The sequence below is a fragment of the Frigoribacterium sp. Leaf164 genome (genome assembly GCF_001423665.1).
GTDB lineage: Bacteria > Actinomycetota > Actinomycetes > Actinomycetales > Microbacteriaceae > Frigoribacterium > Frigoribacterium endophyticum.
Map to the genome: position 1 here is coordinate 730,441 of NZ_LMOX01000003.1, position 13,387 is coordinate 743,827.

The window sequence follows — 13,387 nt, forward strand, 5'->3', positions numbered from 1 at the left end:
CCGTAGCGTCACGCACGGGCCGGCACCTGGCCCGCACACACAGCCAACACACTCCACGAAGGAACCTCTGTGAACTTCAAGCGCACCGGCAGCATCTTCGCGATCGCCGCGGTCGGCACCATGCTCCTCGCGTCCTGCGCCGGCAACGAGGGCGCAGCGGAGGCCGGCGACTCCGCCAGCGCCTCCGACCTCTCGGGCACCATTAACGGCATCGGCTCGTCCGCCCAGGGCACCGCCGAGACCACCTGGGCCGCGGGCTTCCAGATCGCCAACCCCGACGTCACCGTCAACTACGACCCGCAGGGCTCCGGCTCGGGCCGCACCAGCTTCATCTCGGGCGCCGCCGACTTCGCCGGCTCCGACGCCGCGCTCAAGGACGAGGAGCTCGCCAGCGAGTTCGCCGCCTGCGCTCCCGGCACGAAGGGCATCGACCTGCCCGTCTACATCTCGCCCATCGCCCTGGCCTACAACGTCGAGGGCGTCGACGACCTGACCCTCGACGCGGCGACCATCGCCGGCATCTTCAAGGGCACGATCACCACGTGGGACGACGACGCCATCGTCGCCCTGAACCCCGACGCCGACCTGCCGAGCGAGTCGATCACGGCGATCCACCGCTCTGACGACTCGGGCACGACGCAGAACTTCACCGAGTACGTCAAGGCGAACGCCGGCGACGTCTGGGACGCCGAGTCGGGCCAGACCTTCCCGTACAGCACCGGTGACGCCGCCAAGGGCACGTCGGGCGTCGTCGACGCGATCAACAACTCGACCAACTCGATCGGCTACGCCGACGAGTCGGGCATCGGCGACCTCTCGGCCGCCAAGCTGATGGTCGGCGGCGAGGCCAGCGAGCTGACCGCCGACGGCGCGTCGCAGGCCGTCGCCGCCTCGCCCCTCGCCGAGGGCCGCGAGTCGAACGACCTCGCCATCAAGCTCGACCGCACCTACGACGAGGCCGGCTCGTACCCGCTCGTCCTGGTCAGCTACCTGATCACCTGCTCCGAGTACGCCGACGCCGAGAAGGGCGCCGTCGTCAAGGCGTACGCCGAGTACGTCGCCAGCGACGAGGGCCAGAAGGCCGCTGCTGAGCAGGCCGGCTCCGCGCCGCTGTCGAGCGACCTCGCCTCGAAGGTCGCCGAGGCGATCGCCACCATCAAGTAGCACCTGCTGCACCCGGCCTGGGTCGCGCGCTCCCGCGCGGCCCAGGCCGCTCCCCTGCTGCGGCCCGCCGCAGCGCTCCGCCCCGACGGTGGCCCACCCGAAGGCCCGCCGCCGAGACACTCACCCGAGCAGGAAGAACCAGGGAATGACCGTCGCCGCCACCACCCCCACGACGAAGTCCACGGTGCGCCCCGGCGACCGCGTCTTCTCGGGGGCCACCCTCTTCTCCGGCATCCTCATCCTCGTGGTGCTCGCCGCCGTCGCGCTCTTCCTGGTCGTGCAGAGCCTGCCGGCGTTCGTCGCCGAGGCCGGCACGCTGCCGAACGACGCCACCAACTTCTGGTCGTACGTCGGGCCGCTCGTCTTCGGCACGGTGTGGGCGTCGCTGATCGCCCTGCTGATCGCCACGCCGCTCGCCCTCGGCATCGCGCTCTTCATCTCGCACTACGCGCCGCGCCGGATCAGCCAGGGCCTCGGCTACGTCATCGACCTGCTCGCCGCCGTGCCCAGCGTCGTCTTCGGCCTCTGGGGCGTCCTCGTGCTCGCTCCCTTCGTGCAGCCCTTCTACGCGAACCTCGTCGACTGGTTCGGCTGGGTGCCGCTCTTCGCCGGCCCCGTCTCCGGCACCGGCAAGACCATCCTGACCGCCGCGATCGTGCTCGCGGTCATGGTCCTGCCGATCATGACCGCCGTCATGCGCGAGATCTTCTTCCAGGCCCCCGTCCTGCACGAGGAGGCCGCGCTCGCTCTCGGCGCCACCCGCTGGGAGATGATCCGCCTCGCGGTGCTGCCCTTCGCCCGCTCCGGCATCGTCTCGGCCATCATGCTCGGCCTCGGCCGCGCCCTCGGCGAGACCCTCGCCATCGCCATCGTGCTCTCGCCCGCCATCGTCGTGAACTTCGCGCTGCTGGGCTCGCAGAACCCCAACACGATCGCCGCGAACATCGCCCTCCAGTTCAACGAGGCCGTCGGCGTCGGCGTCAACACGCTGATCGCCTCGGGCCTCGTCCTCTTCGTCATCACGCTGGCGGTCAACATGCTCGCCCGCTTCATCGTCAACCGCCGCAAGGCCTTCTCGGGAGCGAACTGATGTCGGTCGCCGCGCGCACCACCACGAACACCCTCACCGCGGGCAAGCTCCCCCGGGGCACGGCCTGGGGCCTGCTCGTCGGCAGCTGGGTCCTCTTCTCGGTCGTCTTCCTGCTGCTGCAGGCCGGGGGCATGACGGAGGACTTCAACATCGTCGGGGCCCTGTTCTTCGGCACGATCCTCTTCGACGTCCTGATCGTCGTCGTCTCCCGCATCGTCGAGGGCGGCCGCAAGGCCATCGACCGGCTGATCACGTCGCTCGTGACGACGGCCTTCATCGTCGCCCTGCTGCCCCTCGTGTCGCTGCTCTACACGGTCGTCTCCCGGGGCCTGAACCGCTTCGACGGCGAGTTCTACACGTACTCGATGCGCAACATCATCGACTCGGGCGGCGGGGCCCTGCACGCCATCGTCGGCACGCTCGAGATCACCGCCTTCGCCGCCCTGATCAGCATCCCGATCGGCCTGCTCACCTCGATCTACCTCGTCGAGTACGGCCGCGGTGCGCTGGCCCGCAGCATCACCTTCTTCGTCGACGTCATGACGGGCATCCCGTCGATCGTCGCCGGCCTCTTCGCCTACGCCCTGTTCTCGCTGTTCGCCGGGCCCGGCGTCCGCTCCGGCGCGATCGGCGCCGTCGCCCTGGCCGTGCTGATGATCCCCGTCGTCGTGCGCTCCAGCGAGGAGATCCTCAAGATCGTCCCGAACGAGCTGCGCGAGGCGAGCTACGCCCTCGGCGTGCCGAAGTGGCTGACGATCCTCAAGATCGTCCTGCCGACGTCGCTCGCCGGCATCACGACCGGCATCATGCTGTCGATCGCCCGCGTCATCGGCGAGACGGCCCCGCTGCTGCTCACCGCCGGGTTCACGGCCAGCATGAACTACGACCTGTTCGGCGACCGCATGATGACCCTGCCCGTGTTCGCGTACACCCAGTACGCGAACCAGGGCCCCAACTCCTCCGACTTCCTCGACCGCGCCTGGACGGCGGCCCTGACGCTCATCCTGATCGTCATGCTGCTGAACCTCCTGGCCCGCCTCGTGTCGAAGCTCTTCTCCCCCAAGCTCGGTCGCTAGACCCGAACCGGCCCGACCCCAGAAGGAAGCACCGTGTCCAAGCGCATCGAGGTCAACGACCTCAACGTCTACTACGGCAAGTTCAAGGCCGTCGAAGACGTCAACATCACCATCGAGCCCCGCACCGTCACGGCCTTCATCGGCCCCTCCGGCTGTGGCAAGTCGACCTTCCTCCGCACGCTCAACCGCATGCACGAGGTCATCCCCGGCGCGTACGTCGAGGGCGAGGTGCTGATCGACGGCAACGACCTCTACGGTCCCGGCGTCGACCCGGTGCTCGTCCGGCGCCAGGTGGGCATGGTCTTCCAGCGCCCGAACCCCTTCCCCACGATGAGCATCCGCGACAACGTGCTCGCGGGCGTCAAGCTCAACAACCGCCGCATGTCGAAGGGCGACGCCGACGACCTCGTCGAGAAGTCGCTCCAGGGCGCCAACCTCTGGAACGAGGTCAAGGACCGCCTCGACAAGCCCGGCAACGGCCTCTCCGGCGGTCAGCAGCAGCGTCTCTGCATCGCGCGCGCGATCGCGGTCTCGCCCGACGTCGTGCTGATGGACGAGCCCTGCTCGGCCCTCGACCCGATCTCGACCCTCGCCATCGAGGACCTCATCGAGGAGCTCAAGCAGGAGTACACGATCGTCATCGTGACCCACAACATGCAGCAGGCGAGCCGCGTCAGCGACAAGACCGCCTTCTTCAACATCGCCGGCACCGGCAAGCCCGGCAAGCTCATCGAGTACGACGACACCGCGACGATGTTCTCGAAGCCCAGCGTCCAGGCCACCGAGGACTACGTCTCCGGCCGCTTCGGCTGATCGACGCCCGGCCCGCAGGGGCCGACCCTGCGACGACGGAGGCGGCCCACCGGTCTGGTGGGCCGCCTCCGTCGTGCTGTGGCAGGGTCGCGTCGCCGCGGCGGGCCCCTACGCGCTGCTGACCGCCATGATCGGCTCGCTGGTGGGGGCGTCGGAGCCGCCCGCCGGCTCGACCGTGAGGCCGATGGTGGCGCCGGGCGTCATCTCGCCCTTGAGCACCTGGGTGACCGTGGAGTCGGAGGCCGTGTCGAACGTGCCGGCCGGCACGGCTCCGCGGGCTTCGTCGATGTACCAGAGCTCGTACGTCTGGTCGCCGGGCAGCGAGGTGAGGCCGTCGAAGACGACCGCCGAGCGCTTGAGGTCCTCCGACCAGACCAGGGTCGCGGTGCCGCCGGTGCTGACGTCGGCCACCGAGCGCTGGAAGTCCTTCGCCGCGTAGATCTCGTCGAGGGCCGACGCGGTGGACTCGGTGCCCTGGCCGGGGCCGGAGACCTGCTGGAGGATCGCGCCGCCGCCGAAGAACAGGGCGGCAGCGGCCGCGGCCACGCCGAGCACCGCGACGGGGCGGGTGAACCAGCGGGCACGGGCCGTGCCGGTCGCCTCGAGGAGGCGGCCCGCGGTCTCGGACTCGGAGGGCTCCATCTCGGGCACCGACCGGCGGACGGGAGCGACCTCGTGGTCGTCATCCGCGCCTCCTGCGGTGTCGGGAGCGACCGAGGCCTGCTGCGCCGGGAGCTGCGGCAGGGTGCGGATCGCGTCGAGGACGCTGGAGCGGAGGGCCGCCGAGGGGGCGACCGGCGTCGCCGCGTGGGCGAGCAGCAGGACGGTCTCGCTCATGCCGGTCACCTCCTTCCTGGTGGTCTCGGAGCGGCTCATCAGAGCCTCGAAGTCGTGTCGTTCGTCGTCGCTCAGCGCGTTGAGGACGTAGCTGCCCGCGAGGGCCGCCGTCTCGTCGTCGCCGGGCTGTCGGTCGGTGCCCGTGGGCTCGTCGTGGTCGGTCACGAGGCCACCCCCATCTCGTCGCGCAGCCGGATCATGCCGTCGCGCAGTCTCGTCTTGACGGTGCCGATCGGCACCCCCAGCATCGCGGCCACCTCGCTGTGGCTGTAGCCGCCGTAGTACGCCAGCCGGACGGCCTGGCGCTGGAGTTCGGTGAGGCGCCCCAGGGCGCGTTCGACCCGCTCGTGCTCGATGCGGATCTCGACGGACTCGGTGACCGAGTCGAAGTCGGTGTCGAGGTCTCGGACCCCGATGCGCAGGTCGCGGTCGCGGCCGGCCTGCGAGGCACGGACCCGGTCGACGGCGCGGCGGTGGGCCATGGTGAGCATCCAGCTCGAGGCGCTGCCCCGGGCGGTGTCGAACCGGGTGGCCGTCTGCCAGATCTCGAGGAACACCTCCTGGGTGACCTCCTCGCTCTGCGCGTGGTCCTTCAGGAGGCGCTTGACGAGCCCCAGCACACGCGGTGCGGTCTGGTCGTAGAGCTCGGCGAACGCGAGCTGGTCTCCGCCGGCGACCCTGGTCAGCAGCTCGTCGGGAGTCGACGGCCGGAGATCGTCCTCCGGAGTCTCGGTTTCACGGGTCACGAGTTTCAGCATATGTCAGGTCTCACCTCGATCCCCTGGTCGCTCGGGTCCGTCACGGGATCGTGACGGTGTGGGACCGCCCCTCCGCGAGGCCGTCTGGGATGGCGATGAGGCCCGGACCCGCGGAGGGAGCAGCCCGCCCGGCGGGCCGTAGGGGGCCGTGTCGGGCGGAGGATCTGCACGATCCCTCACGTCAATGGTTCGGCACCGGGGAGCACCCGGATTGGGCGAGTTTCGCCCGGTGGACGAGAGATGCACGACGACGGTCGCGGAGCGGGGGCCTCGCCGGGAGGCGCGGTGGGCCTCGACCGAGACGCAGTGGACCTCGACGGGGCGTGCCCGGAGGAAGAGGGTGCCGGACCGCAGGAACGCCTCTCGGCGCGAGTCCGCTCGAAGCGGCTGAATTTGGAGCCCGGGGTTACTGCGGCCCGACCTGGGCGAGTTTAGCCGCCCGAGCCGGGGCTCGTCACAGGGTTCGCCGGGTGCGAACGGCGGCGCGCCTCCTGAGCGGTCCTGTTGCGCCGGTCTGCTCTGCTGCTCTGCCCCGGTCGCTACGCGAGGCCGCCGTCGCGCCAGAGGGCGGCACAGGCGGTGAGGTCGACGGCGAGCTCGGAGAAGCGCAGCGCCCGTCGGGTCAGGGTGGTCGCGAGGTCGGAGCCGATCGAGTCCTGGTCGTCGGCGACGCTCGTGGCGCCCGCGGCGGCGAGCCGGCAGAAGGCGGCACCCCGCTCGAGGGCGAGGGCGAAGTCCCCGACGAAGACGCCGCGGAGGATGAGGTCGGCGAGCTCGACGACCTCCTCCGGGCTGGCCGGGGCCGGCGCGCCCGCGACGATCGGGTCGATGGTGGACGAGGCCGTGACGCCGCGGTCGAAGAGCAGGGCCACCTCGTCGGGGGCCTGCCGGATGACGGCACGGACGAGGTAGATGCGCCACAGCGCGCCGGGCAGCGTGTGTGCGGCGGCGTGCGCCCACAGCTCGGCGACCGCGTCGATGCCGTGCAGGTCGGTGTAGCTGACCAGGCGGTCGAGGATCTCGGGGTTCGGGTCGTCCTTCACCCGCGCGACGAGGGCCGCGGCCGACTCGTGGGCGACCCGGTTCAGCGTCGCCGGGTCGTCGCCGCCCTGGTACGCCTCGAACTGGGCGCCGGAGAACTGGGTGGGACGGTGGAATTCGCGAGGCATCACGCAGAGCTTAGGCGCGGTCGCCGGGCGACGTGCGGGCGGGCGCCGCCGCTTCGCTGAGGGCGGAGCGGGAGCCTAGGAGGCGCGGGTCGACCCCGGCGGGCCCCATCCGGTCTTCTCGGGGCCTTCCCACCATCTCGTCTCACCTCTTCTCTCAAATTTGAGAGAGATCGACCACGAGACACCAGAACTGCACCGTGGAGCGGTCCCCCTCGGCCGGATCCCTCTCGCTTTCCGACGACCCGGTCGAGGAGGCGCGGGCCGGCCGCCGAGGACGCGCGGCATCCCGTATCGTTGAGCGCGCAGGGGCCTCTAGCTCAGTTGGTAGAGCATCGGACTTTTAATCCGCGGGTCGTGGGTTCGAGCCCCACGGGGCCCACTCCGCCGCGACCGACGCTGGATCGTGTGCGTCGCCTCCACCGCCTCGCGACGGGACGCGCGCAGGCACTCCCCGGGGTCACCGTAGGGAAGCACCTGCTGACCGACACTGATCAGCGGGTCTGACATGACTCGCACGATGCCCGTTCCGGGCCGGGGCTGAACTAGGAACGACGGGTAGCCCCTAGTGGAGGTCGAGAGAATCCGTGTCGGCTGCTCGGAGCCTAGGTCACGACGGGCCGAGCCCGCCGTTCTCGTCCTCCCCGTTCGGGGGACTTGCGCCTGGTCGGTTCGACCGGAGTGCTGCGAGTGTCGACTCCGCCCGGGTCACGGGTGGAGGAGTCATGGTCACGCGCCACGGCTGCCGGCGTCACAGGGGCGACGCCTCTCGGATCACGGCTCCCCGAGCCCGCAGCCGAGGTGCGCGCACCTCCGTCGGGACGACACCCGCCCGGGTGGTGACGGCGACCGGCCGGTCGGACGGCGGGAGAGGTGGCTGGCCAGCGGGTTCTCGGGTCAGCACGAGCCCTGCGGCGCTGTTCGCGGACGCCATCAGCTGTTCGACCCACAGGGTGTTGACCCGCGGCGAGCGACCACCGAGGAAGGCGAAATGGAAGCTGGCCCCGGGGTGGATCCAGATGCTGTTCCAGCCCCCTCCGGCACCCGTGCTGTCCTCCCACGTGAAGGGGAAGCTCTCGTGCCGGCGGAGCTTGGCCATGACGACGAGCCTCACGTGCGCGAGGGTCCGGTCGTCCATCTCGATGTCGACGGTGCCGTGGTCGTAGCGGAGAGTGCCCATGTGCGGTCGATTCTCTGGACACGTCGCAGCCGGTGCTTGCCCAGTGCCGGGTGCGGCGTGGAGGTGTCCCGCGAACGGCGGGCCGCTTGAGGGGGGTGTGCGAGAGAGGCGGGGCAGTTGCCGCTCGGCGAGCCGTCGAGGGCAGCATCGCACACAACGGCGCCGCCCGGGGCTTCGCCCGCCCCGACTCGGGGAGGGCCTCCGACGTGCGAGGGTGGGGCCGTCATCACGTACCCCTACGTGGCGGCCCCACCGCAGGGGCGCGGACCCGAATCCTGCCCCCGACACCGGGCGTCTGGTCACCGCCCGGTACCCGACGAGCGTACGCCATCTCGCGGCACGACGGGAGGGGATCTCACCATCTCAGGGCCGTTCCGGGGGACACCACCCGGGTGGTCTCTGCGGGGCCGGAGTCGACTTGGGGCATGACCAGCAGTTCTCCGGTGCGAGGCGTCGCCCTGGCGAACCCGGAGGGGTTCAGGTGGCCCGACCCGAATCGGGCCACCTCGCGCGGGATCCGAGAGGATCTCCTGTCGCTTACCCGAGATCGATCAAACCATCGGCGGGAGCGGCCCCGCGTCCCCCATTCCGAGTGCCCCTCGCACGGGGACGATGCCCGACCGGGGCTCGACGGAGGCGCCACCAGGGTGTGAGGGAGCGCCGCCGAGCAGGGCCCCGGGGAGGAAGAGGCGTGCCCCCGCCGAGCGCGGTGCGCGGGCGGGGGCACGTGCGCCGACGATGCAGGACGCCATTCGGATCAGGAAAAGAGCGGCCTGCGTCTACGTCGACGGCGTTCGTCCGGTAACCAGCCGGAACGAGTCGACACGCTACCCCGATTCGCCCCCGCCGCAGAAGGATTCCCAGTAACTTGCGCAATTAGGACAATTTGCTGGTCACCCGACCCGCGCCTCCGGACAGGACCGGGCGGAGCCGCGGGTCGGCCCGGCTGCCGCCCCAGCCCGACGGGATGGTCAGCCCGCGACGTGGCGCATGCCCCAGGAGCCCGACCAGCGCTCGCCCGGCTCGAGGCGGAGGAGCCCCTCGCCGGTCGCGAGGGCGTTCGGCGGCGCCGTCATCGGCTCGGCGGCCACGGCCAGGCCGAGGACGCCGTCGCGGGGGAAGTTGCGCGGGGTGAACACCTGCACGTAGCCGAACGACGCGTCCTGCCAGAGCTCGGTCGCCGTGCCGTCAGGAGCCGTCAGGCGGGTGCGGCGGACGCCGTCGTCGCCCGGTGCGACGTCACGGTAGGGGGTGTCGAGGTCGAGGTCGCCGACCACCGGCGCGCCGCGGAGGTCGTAGGCGGTGCCCTCGACCGGCTCGGTGCCGGTGGGGACGCCGCGCTCGTCGACGGCGAAGCGCGTCGCCGCGTCGAGCGAGACGGTGAGGTCGGCCACGTCGACGTCGCCCACGCGGAGGAAGGGGTGCGCCCCCACCGCGAACGGCGCCGGCCGCGCGCCGACGTTCTCGACCTCGTAGCTGACCCGCAGCCCGTCGGCGACGAGCTCGTGCCGCACCGTCAGGTCGAGCTGCAACGGCCAGCCGTGCTGCGGGTAGACCGTCGCCGCCTGGGTGACCGCGTGCTCGTCGCGCTCGACGAGGCGGTAGCTGGTGTAGCGCAGCAGGCCGTGGCTGGCGTTGCCCCTCGACGGCTCGGTGATGTCGAGCTGCTGCGCCTCGCCGTCGAGCGACCAGCGGCCGCCGTCGACGCGGTTCGGCCACGGGAAGAGCGTGATGCCGCACGCCGACGGCGGCACGACCGTGTCGGGGAAGGTCTCGGTCAGCGCGCGGCCGTCGACGGTCAGCGACCGCAGGCCGGCGGCGACGGAGGTCACCACGGCCTCGACGACGCGGCCGTCGACCTCTCGGCGCAGGTGCAGCTGGTCTCCGGTGGGTGAGCTCGTCACGGTCGTCCTCTCTCGTCGTCGCGGTCGGCCTCGACCACGGTCAGGCCCGCGGCGCGCAGGGCGGTGACCCGGTGCTCGTCGGCCCCGGCGGTCACGAGCCCCTCGAACACGTCGAGGGGCCCGATGACGCCGAGGTGCGCCTCCCCCAGCTTGCTCCCGTCAGCGACGATGTAGCTGCGTCGGGACGTCGTCGTCATGAGCCGCTTGAGGTCGGTCTCGGGCAGGTTGACGTTCGTGACGCCGTGGTCGGGGTGCACCCCGGTGCAGCCGATGAAGGCGATGTCGGCCGTGATCGCCGAGAAGACCGTGGTCGCGAGCGGGTTCACCAGGGAGTGCTGGAGCGGCCGGAGCGTGCCGCCCGAGACGATCACCGTGAAGCGCGGCACCGCCTGCTCGAGGGCGAGGGCGATCGTCAGGCTGTTGGTCACGACGACGACGCCCTCGAGCTCGTGCCGCTCGAGCAGCGCCAGCGCGATCTGCGTGGTCGTCGTGCCGACGTCGAGCACGACGCAGTCGCCCGACCGCACCAGGGCCGCGGCCCGCACGCCGATCGCGTGCTTGGCGTCGATGCCGACCGCGCTCTCCTCCTCGAAGGGGCGCTCGACCACCGGACGGTCGACCGAGAGCGCGCCGCCGTGCACGCGCGAGACGAGGCCGTCGGCGGCGAGGCTCTCGAGGTCGGTGCGGATGGTGACCTCGGAGAGCCGGAACTCGCGGGCGAGCTCGGCCGTGCGGACGAAGCCCCGGCGGCCGACGAGGTCGGCGATGCGGTCGCGCCGCCGCTCGCCCGGGAGGGGCTGGTCGGCGGATTTGGCGTTCACGGGGTCATCTTCGTATGCTTTCACCTGCTTTCGCAAATGCAGGCTGCATCCGTGGGAGCGCCGACCCCGAGGAGGGACAATGGCACCCATCGCCGTCCGCACGTCGACCCTGGCCGACGGTCGCGAGCTGATCTGGTTCGACGACGCCGACACGACGCTCGGCAGCGAGCGCCGTGTCGACGCGCGCGTGCTCGACCCGCGGCCCGAGACCGCCTCGATGCGACAGGACCCGCTCACCGGCGACTGGGTGTCGATCGCGGCGTCGCGCCAGAACCGCGTCTTCCTCCCCCCGGCCGAGCTCGACCCGCTCGCGCCCGCCAGCGAGACGAACCCCTCCGAGATCCCCGACGTGTACGACGTCGCCGTGTTCGAGAACCGCTCGCCGTCGTTCGGCCCCGCGCTGACCGACCCCGACGCCCCCGCCGGGCTCGACGACCTCGCCGAGATCGGCCTCGGCCGTGTGCGCCGCAGCGTCGGCCGCTGCGAGGTCGTCTGCTTCAGCCCCGACACCGTCGGCTCGTTCGCGACCCTCAGCGACTCGCGCGCCCGCACGGTGGTCGAGGCCTGGGCGCACCGCACCGAGGCGCTCAGCGCGCTGCCCGGCGTCGAGCAGGTCTTCCCGTTCGAGAACCGCGGCCAGGCCATCGGCGTGACCCTGCACCACCCCCACGGCCAGATCTACGCCTACCCCTACGTCACCCCGCGCACCGCGTCGCTGCTGCGGAGCATCGAGGCCTACGGCCCCGACCTCTTCCACGACCTGCTCGAGAGCGAGCGCCAGGGGCCCCGCGTCGTGCTGGCCGGCGAGCACTTCACCGCCTTCGTGCCGTTCGCGGCGCGCTGGCCCATCGAGATCCACCTGCTGCCGCACCGCCACGTGCCCGACTTCGCCGGCCTCACGAGCGACGAGCGCGACGAGCTCGCGGTCATGTACAAGACGCTGCTGCGCGGCCTCGACGCGCTCTACGGCGACGAGACGCCCTACATCGCCGCCTGGCACCAGGCGCCGGTCTCGGTCGGCCGCGACACCGTGCGGCTCATGCTGCAGATCACCTCGCCCCGCCGGGCCGAGACGAGGCTGAAGTTCCTGGCCGGCTCCGAGGCCGCGATGGGAGCCTGGGTGGGCGACCTCGTGCCCGAGGCCCAGGCCGACCGACTGAGAGAGGCGATGACGCGCGCATGACCACCACCGACACCCCGGGAGGCACGGGTCAGGCCCGCAGCTACGCCTCCGTCTTCGACTCCCCCGTGGCCGGCACGTGGTCGGCGCCCGGCCGGGTGAACCTCATCGGCGAGCACACCGACTACAACGACGGCTTCGTGCTGCCGTTCGCGATCGACAAGCGGACCGTCGTCACCGTCGGCCGTCGCGACGACCGCCTCCTCCGCGTCGCGAGCACCTTCGACGAGGGCGTCCACGAGATCTCGCTCGACGAGCTCGACCCCTCGGCCATGTCGGGCTGGTCGGCCTACGTCTTCGGCATCGCCTGGGCGCTGTCGGTCGCCCCGCAGCACGCCGACGCCCCCGCCTTCACGGCGGCCGGCGGCGACGTGTCGTCGATCGATCTGTCGGCCGCCTCCGGCCTCGACGTCTTCGTCGAGTCCGACGTGCCCATCGGCGCGGGCCTCTCGTCGTCGGCGGCCCTCGAGTGCTCCGTCGCCGTCGCCGTCACCGAGCTCTGGTCGCTCGAGGTGAACCGCCCCACGCTCGCCGCGGTCGGCCAGCTCGCCGAGAACGACGCGGTGGGCGCGCCCACCGGCATCATGGACCAGTCGGCGTCGCTGCTCGGCCGGGCCGACTCCGCGGTCTTCCTCGACTGCCGCAGCCTCGAGGCCGACGTCGTCGACCTGGGCTTCGCCGCCGCCGGGCTCGAGATCCTCGTGGTCGACACCCACGTCGAGCACGCCCACGCCACCGGCGGGTACGTCGACCGCCGGGCGTCGTGCGAACGCGGGGCGGAGGCGCTGGGCGTCACCTCGCTGCGCGACCTCGACGTCGACGACCTGCCGCGCGCCTCCGACCTGCTCGACGACGAGACCTACCGCCGCGTGCGCCACGTCGTCACCGAGAACCAGCGCGTGCTCGACACCGTGCGCACGCTGCGCACCGAGGGCCCGGCGGCCATCGGCGCCCTGCTCGACGCCTCGCACGTGTCGATGCGCGACGACTTCGAGATCTCTGTGCCGCAGCTCGACCTCGCGGTCGCGACCGCCCAGCGCTCCGGCGCGGTCGGGGCCCGCATGACGGGCGGCGGCTTCGGCGGGTCGGCCATCGCCCTCGTGCCGAGCGACCAGCGCGACGCGGTGGCCGAGGCCGTCACGGCGGCCTTCGCCGAGGCGGGCTACACCGCCCCGACGATCTTCACCGTGCACCCTGCCGAGGGCGCGCGCCGCGAGAGCTAGGCGCAGGCGGCCGCGGCCGCCGGCCGGGCCGGCTGGTGCCGGCCGGCGCCCAGCGGCGCTAGCCGGCGCCACCGGCACTCTCGACGACGGGCGAGTACGACGAAGGCGGGCCACCGTGGTGGCCCGCCTTCGTCGTACTCGCCCGTTCACGGTCGGCGCGGACCTAGGCCGGCGG

At 71.8% G+C, this 13,387-nt stretch carries 12 protein-coding genes and 1 tRNA gene; 7 read left to right on the plus strand and 6 right to left on the minus strand.

The window, feature by feature from the left end; genetic code table 11:
* Nucleotides 1–69: 69 nt before the first annotated feature.
* From pstS to pstB, 4 genes are all read left to right on the plus strand, one after another.
* Nucleotides 70–1,164, plus strand: a complete 1,095-nt coding sequence (gene pstS, locus ASF82_RS11375; protein WP_156370108.1) for a phosphate ABC transporter substrate-binding protein PstS — start codon at nucleotides 70–72, stop codon at nucleotides 1,162–1,164.
* A 145-nt stretch (nucleotides 1,165–1,309) separates the two neighbouring features.
* Nucleotides 1,310–2,254, plus strand: coding sequence for a phosphate ABC transporter permease subunit PstC (gene pstC / locus ASF82_RS11380; protein ID WP_056057090.1), 945 nt, complete (start codon nucleotides 1,310–1,312; stop codon nucleotides 2,252–2,254).
* Nucleotides 2,254–3,330 carry a phosphate ABC transporter permease PstA gene (pstA, locus tag ASF82_RS11385; protein WP_056057092.1) on the plus strand — a complete coding sequence of 359 codons (1,077 nt, stop codon included), beginning with the start codon at nucleotides 2,254–2,256 and terminating at the stop codon, nucleotides 3,328–3,330. The genes pstC and pstA overlap by 1 nt, the downstream gene beginning before the upstream one ends.
* 33 nt (nucleotides 3,331–3,363) lie before the next feature.
* Nucleotides 3,364–4,143 carry a phosphate ABC transporter ATP-binding protein PstB gene (gene pstB, locus ASF82_RS11390; protein ID WP_056057094.1) on the plus strand — a complete coding sequence of 260 codons (780 nt, stop codon included), beginning with the start codon at nucleotides 3,364–3,366 and terminating at the stop codon, nucleotides 4,141–4,143.
* Between the two features lie 108 nt (nucleotides 4,144–4,251).
* Here the strand turns inward: pstB and ASF82_RS11395 are convergent, their stop codons facing one another.
* From ASF82_RS11395 to ASF82_RS11405, 3 genes are all read right to left on the minus strand, one after another.
* Nucleotides 4,252–5,145, minus strand: coding sequence for an anti-sigma factor domain-containing protein (locus ASF82_RS11395; protein WP_056057096.1), 894 nt, complete (start codon nucleotides 5,143–5,145; stop codon nucleotides 4,252–4,254).
* Nucleotides 5,142–5,738 (minus strand): sigma-70 family RNA polymerase sigma factor, encoded by a 597-nt coding sequence (locus ASF82_RS11400; RefSeq protein WP_082514589.1) that lies wholly within the window; start codon nucleotides 5,736–5,738, stop codon nucleotides 5,142–5,144. Before ASF82_RS11400 ends, ASF82_RS11395 begins: the two co-directional genes overlap by 4 nt.
* Nucleotides 5,739–6,277: 539 nt before the next feature.
* Nucleotides 6,278–6,907 carry a hypothetical protein gene (locus ASF82_RS11405; RefSeq protein ID WP_056057098.1) on the minus strand — a complete coding sequence of 210 codons (630 nt, stop codon included), beginning with the start codon at nucleotides 6,905–6,907 and terminating at the stop codon, nucleotides 6,278–6,280.
* 306 nt (nucleotides 6,908–7,213) lie between these two features.
* On the opposite strand from ASF82_RS11405, the gene ASF82_RS11410 reads away from it, so the two are divergent.
* A tRNA-Lys gene (locus ASF82_RS11410) sits at nucleotides 7,214–7,286 on the plus strand.
* 369 nt (nucleotides 7,287–7,655) lie between these two features.
* On the opposite strand, the gene ASF82_RS11415 is transcribed toward ASF82_RS11410, so the two are convergent.
* From ASF82_RS11415 to ASF82_RS11425, 3 genes are all read right to left on the minus strand, one after another.
* Complete coding sequence (locus tag ASF82_RS11415; protein ID WP_200931999.1) at nucleotides 7,656–8,084, minus strand: ATP-dependent DNA ligase; 429 nt, start codon at nucleotides 8,082–8,084, stop codon at nucleotides 7,656–7,658.
* 971 nt (nucleotides 8,085–9,055) lie between these two features.
* A complete protein-coding gene (locus ASF82_RS11420; protein WP_056057100.1) occupies nucleotides 9,056–9,988 on the minus strand; it encodes an aldose 1-epimerase family protein in 933 nt (310 codons plus the stop codon).
* A complete protein-coding gene (locus tag ASF82_RS11425) occupies nucleotides 9,985–10,809 on the minus strand; it encodes a DeoR/GlpR family DNA-binding transcription regulator (RefSeq protein WP_056057102.1) in 825 nt (274 codons plus the stop codon). The genes ASF82_RS11420 and ASF82_RS11425 overlap by 4 nt, the downstream gene beginning before the upstream one ends.
* A 79-nt stretch (nucleotides 10,810–10,888) precedes the next feature.
* Here ASF82_RS11425 and galT point away from each other — a divergent pair, with 79 nt between their 5' ends.
* Together galT and galK are read left to right on the plus strand one after the other, a co-directional pair.
* The gene (gene galT / locus ASF82_RS11430) at nucleotides 10,889–11,992 is read left to right on the plus strand and encodes a galactose-1-phosphate uridylyltransferase (RefSeq protein WP_056057103.1); all 1,104 of its coding nucleotides are present in this window, start codon (nucleotides 10,889–10,891) and stop codon (nucleotides 11,990–11,992) included.
* Nucleotides 11,989–13,212, plus strand: coding sequence for a galactokinase (gene galK / locus ASF82_RS11435; protein WP_056057105.1), 1,224 nt, complete (start codon nucleotides 11,989–11,991; stop codon nucleotides 13,210–13,212). The genes galT and galK overlap by 4 nt, the downstream gene beginning before the upstream one ends.
* Nucleotides 13,213–13,387 lie beyond the last annotated feature (175 nt).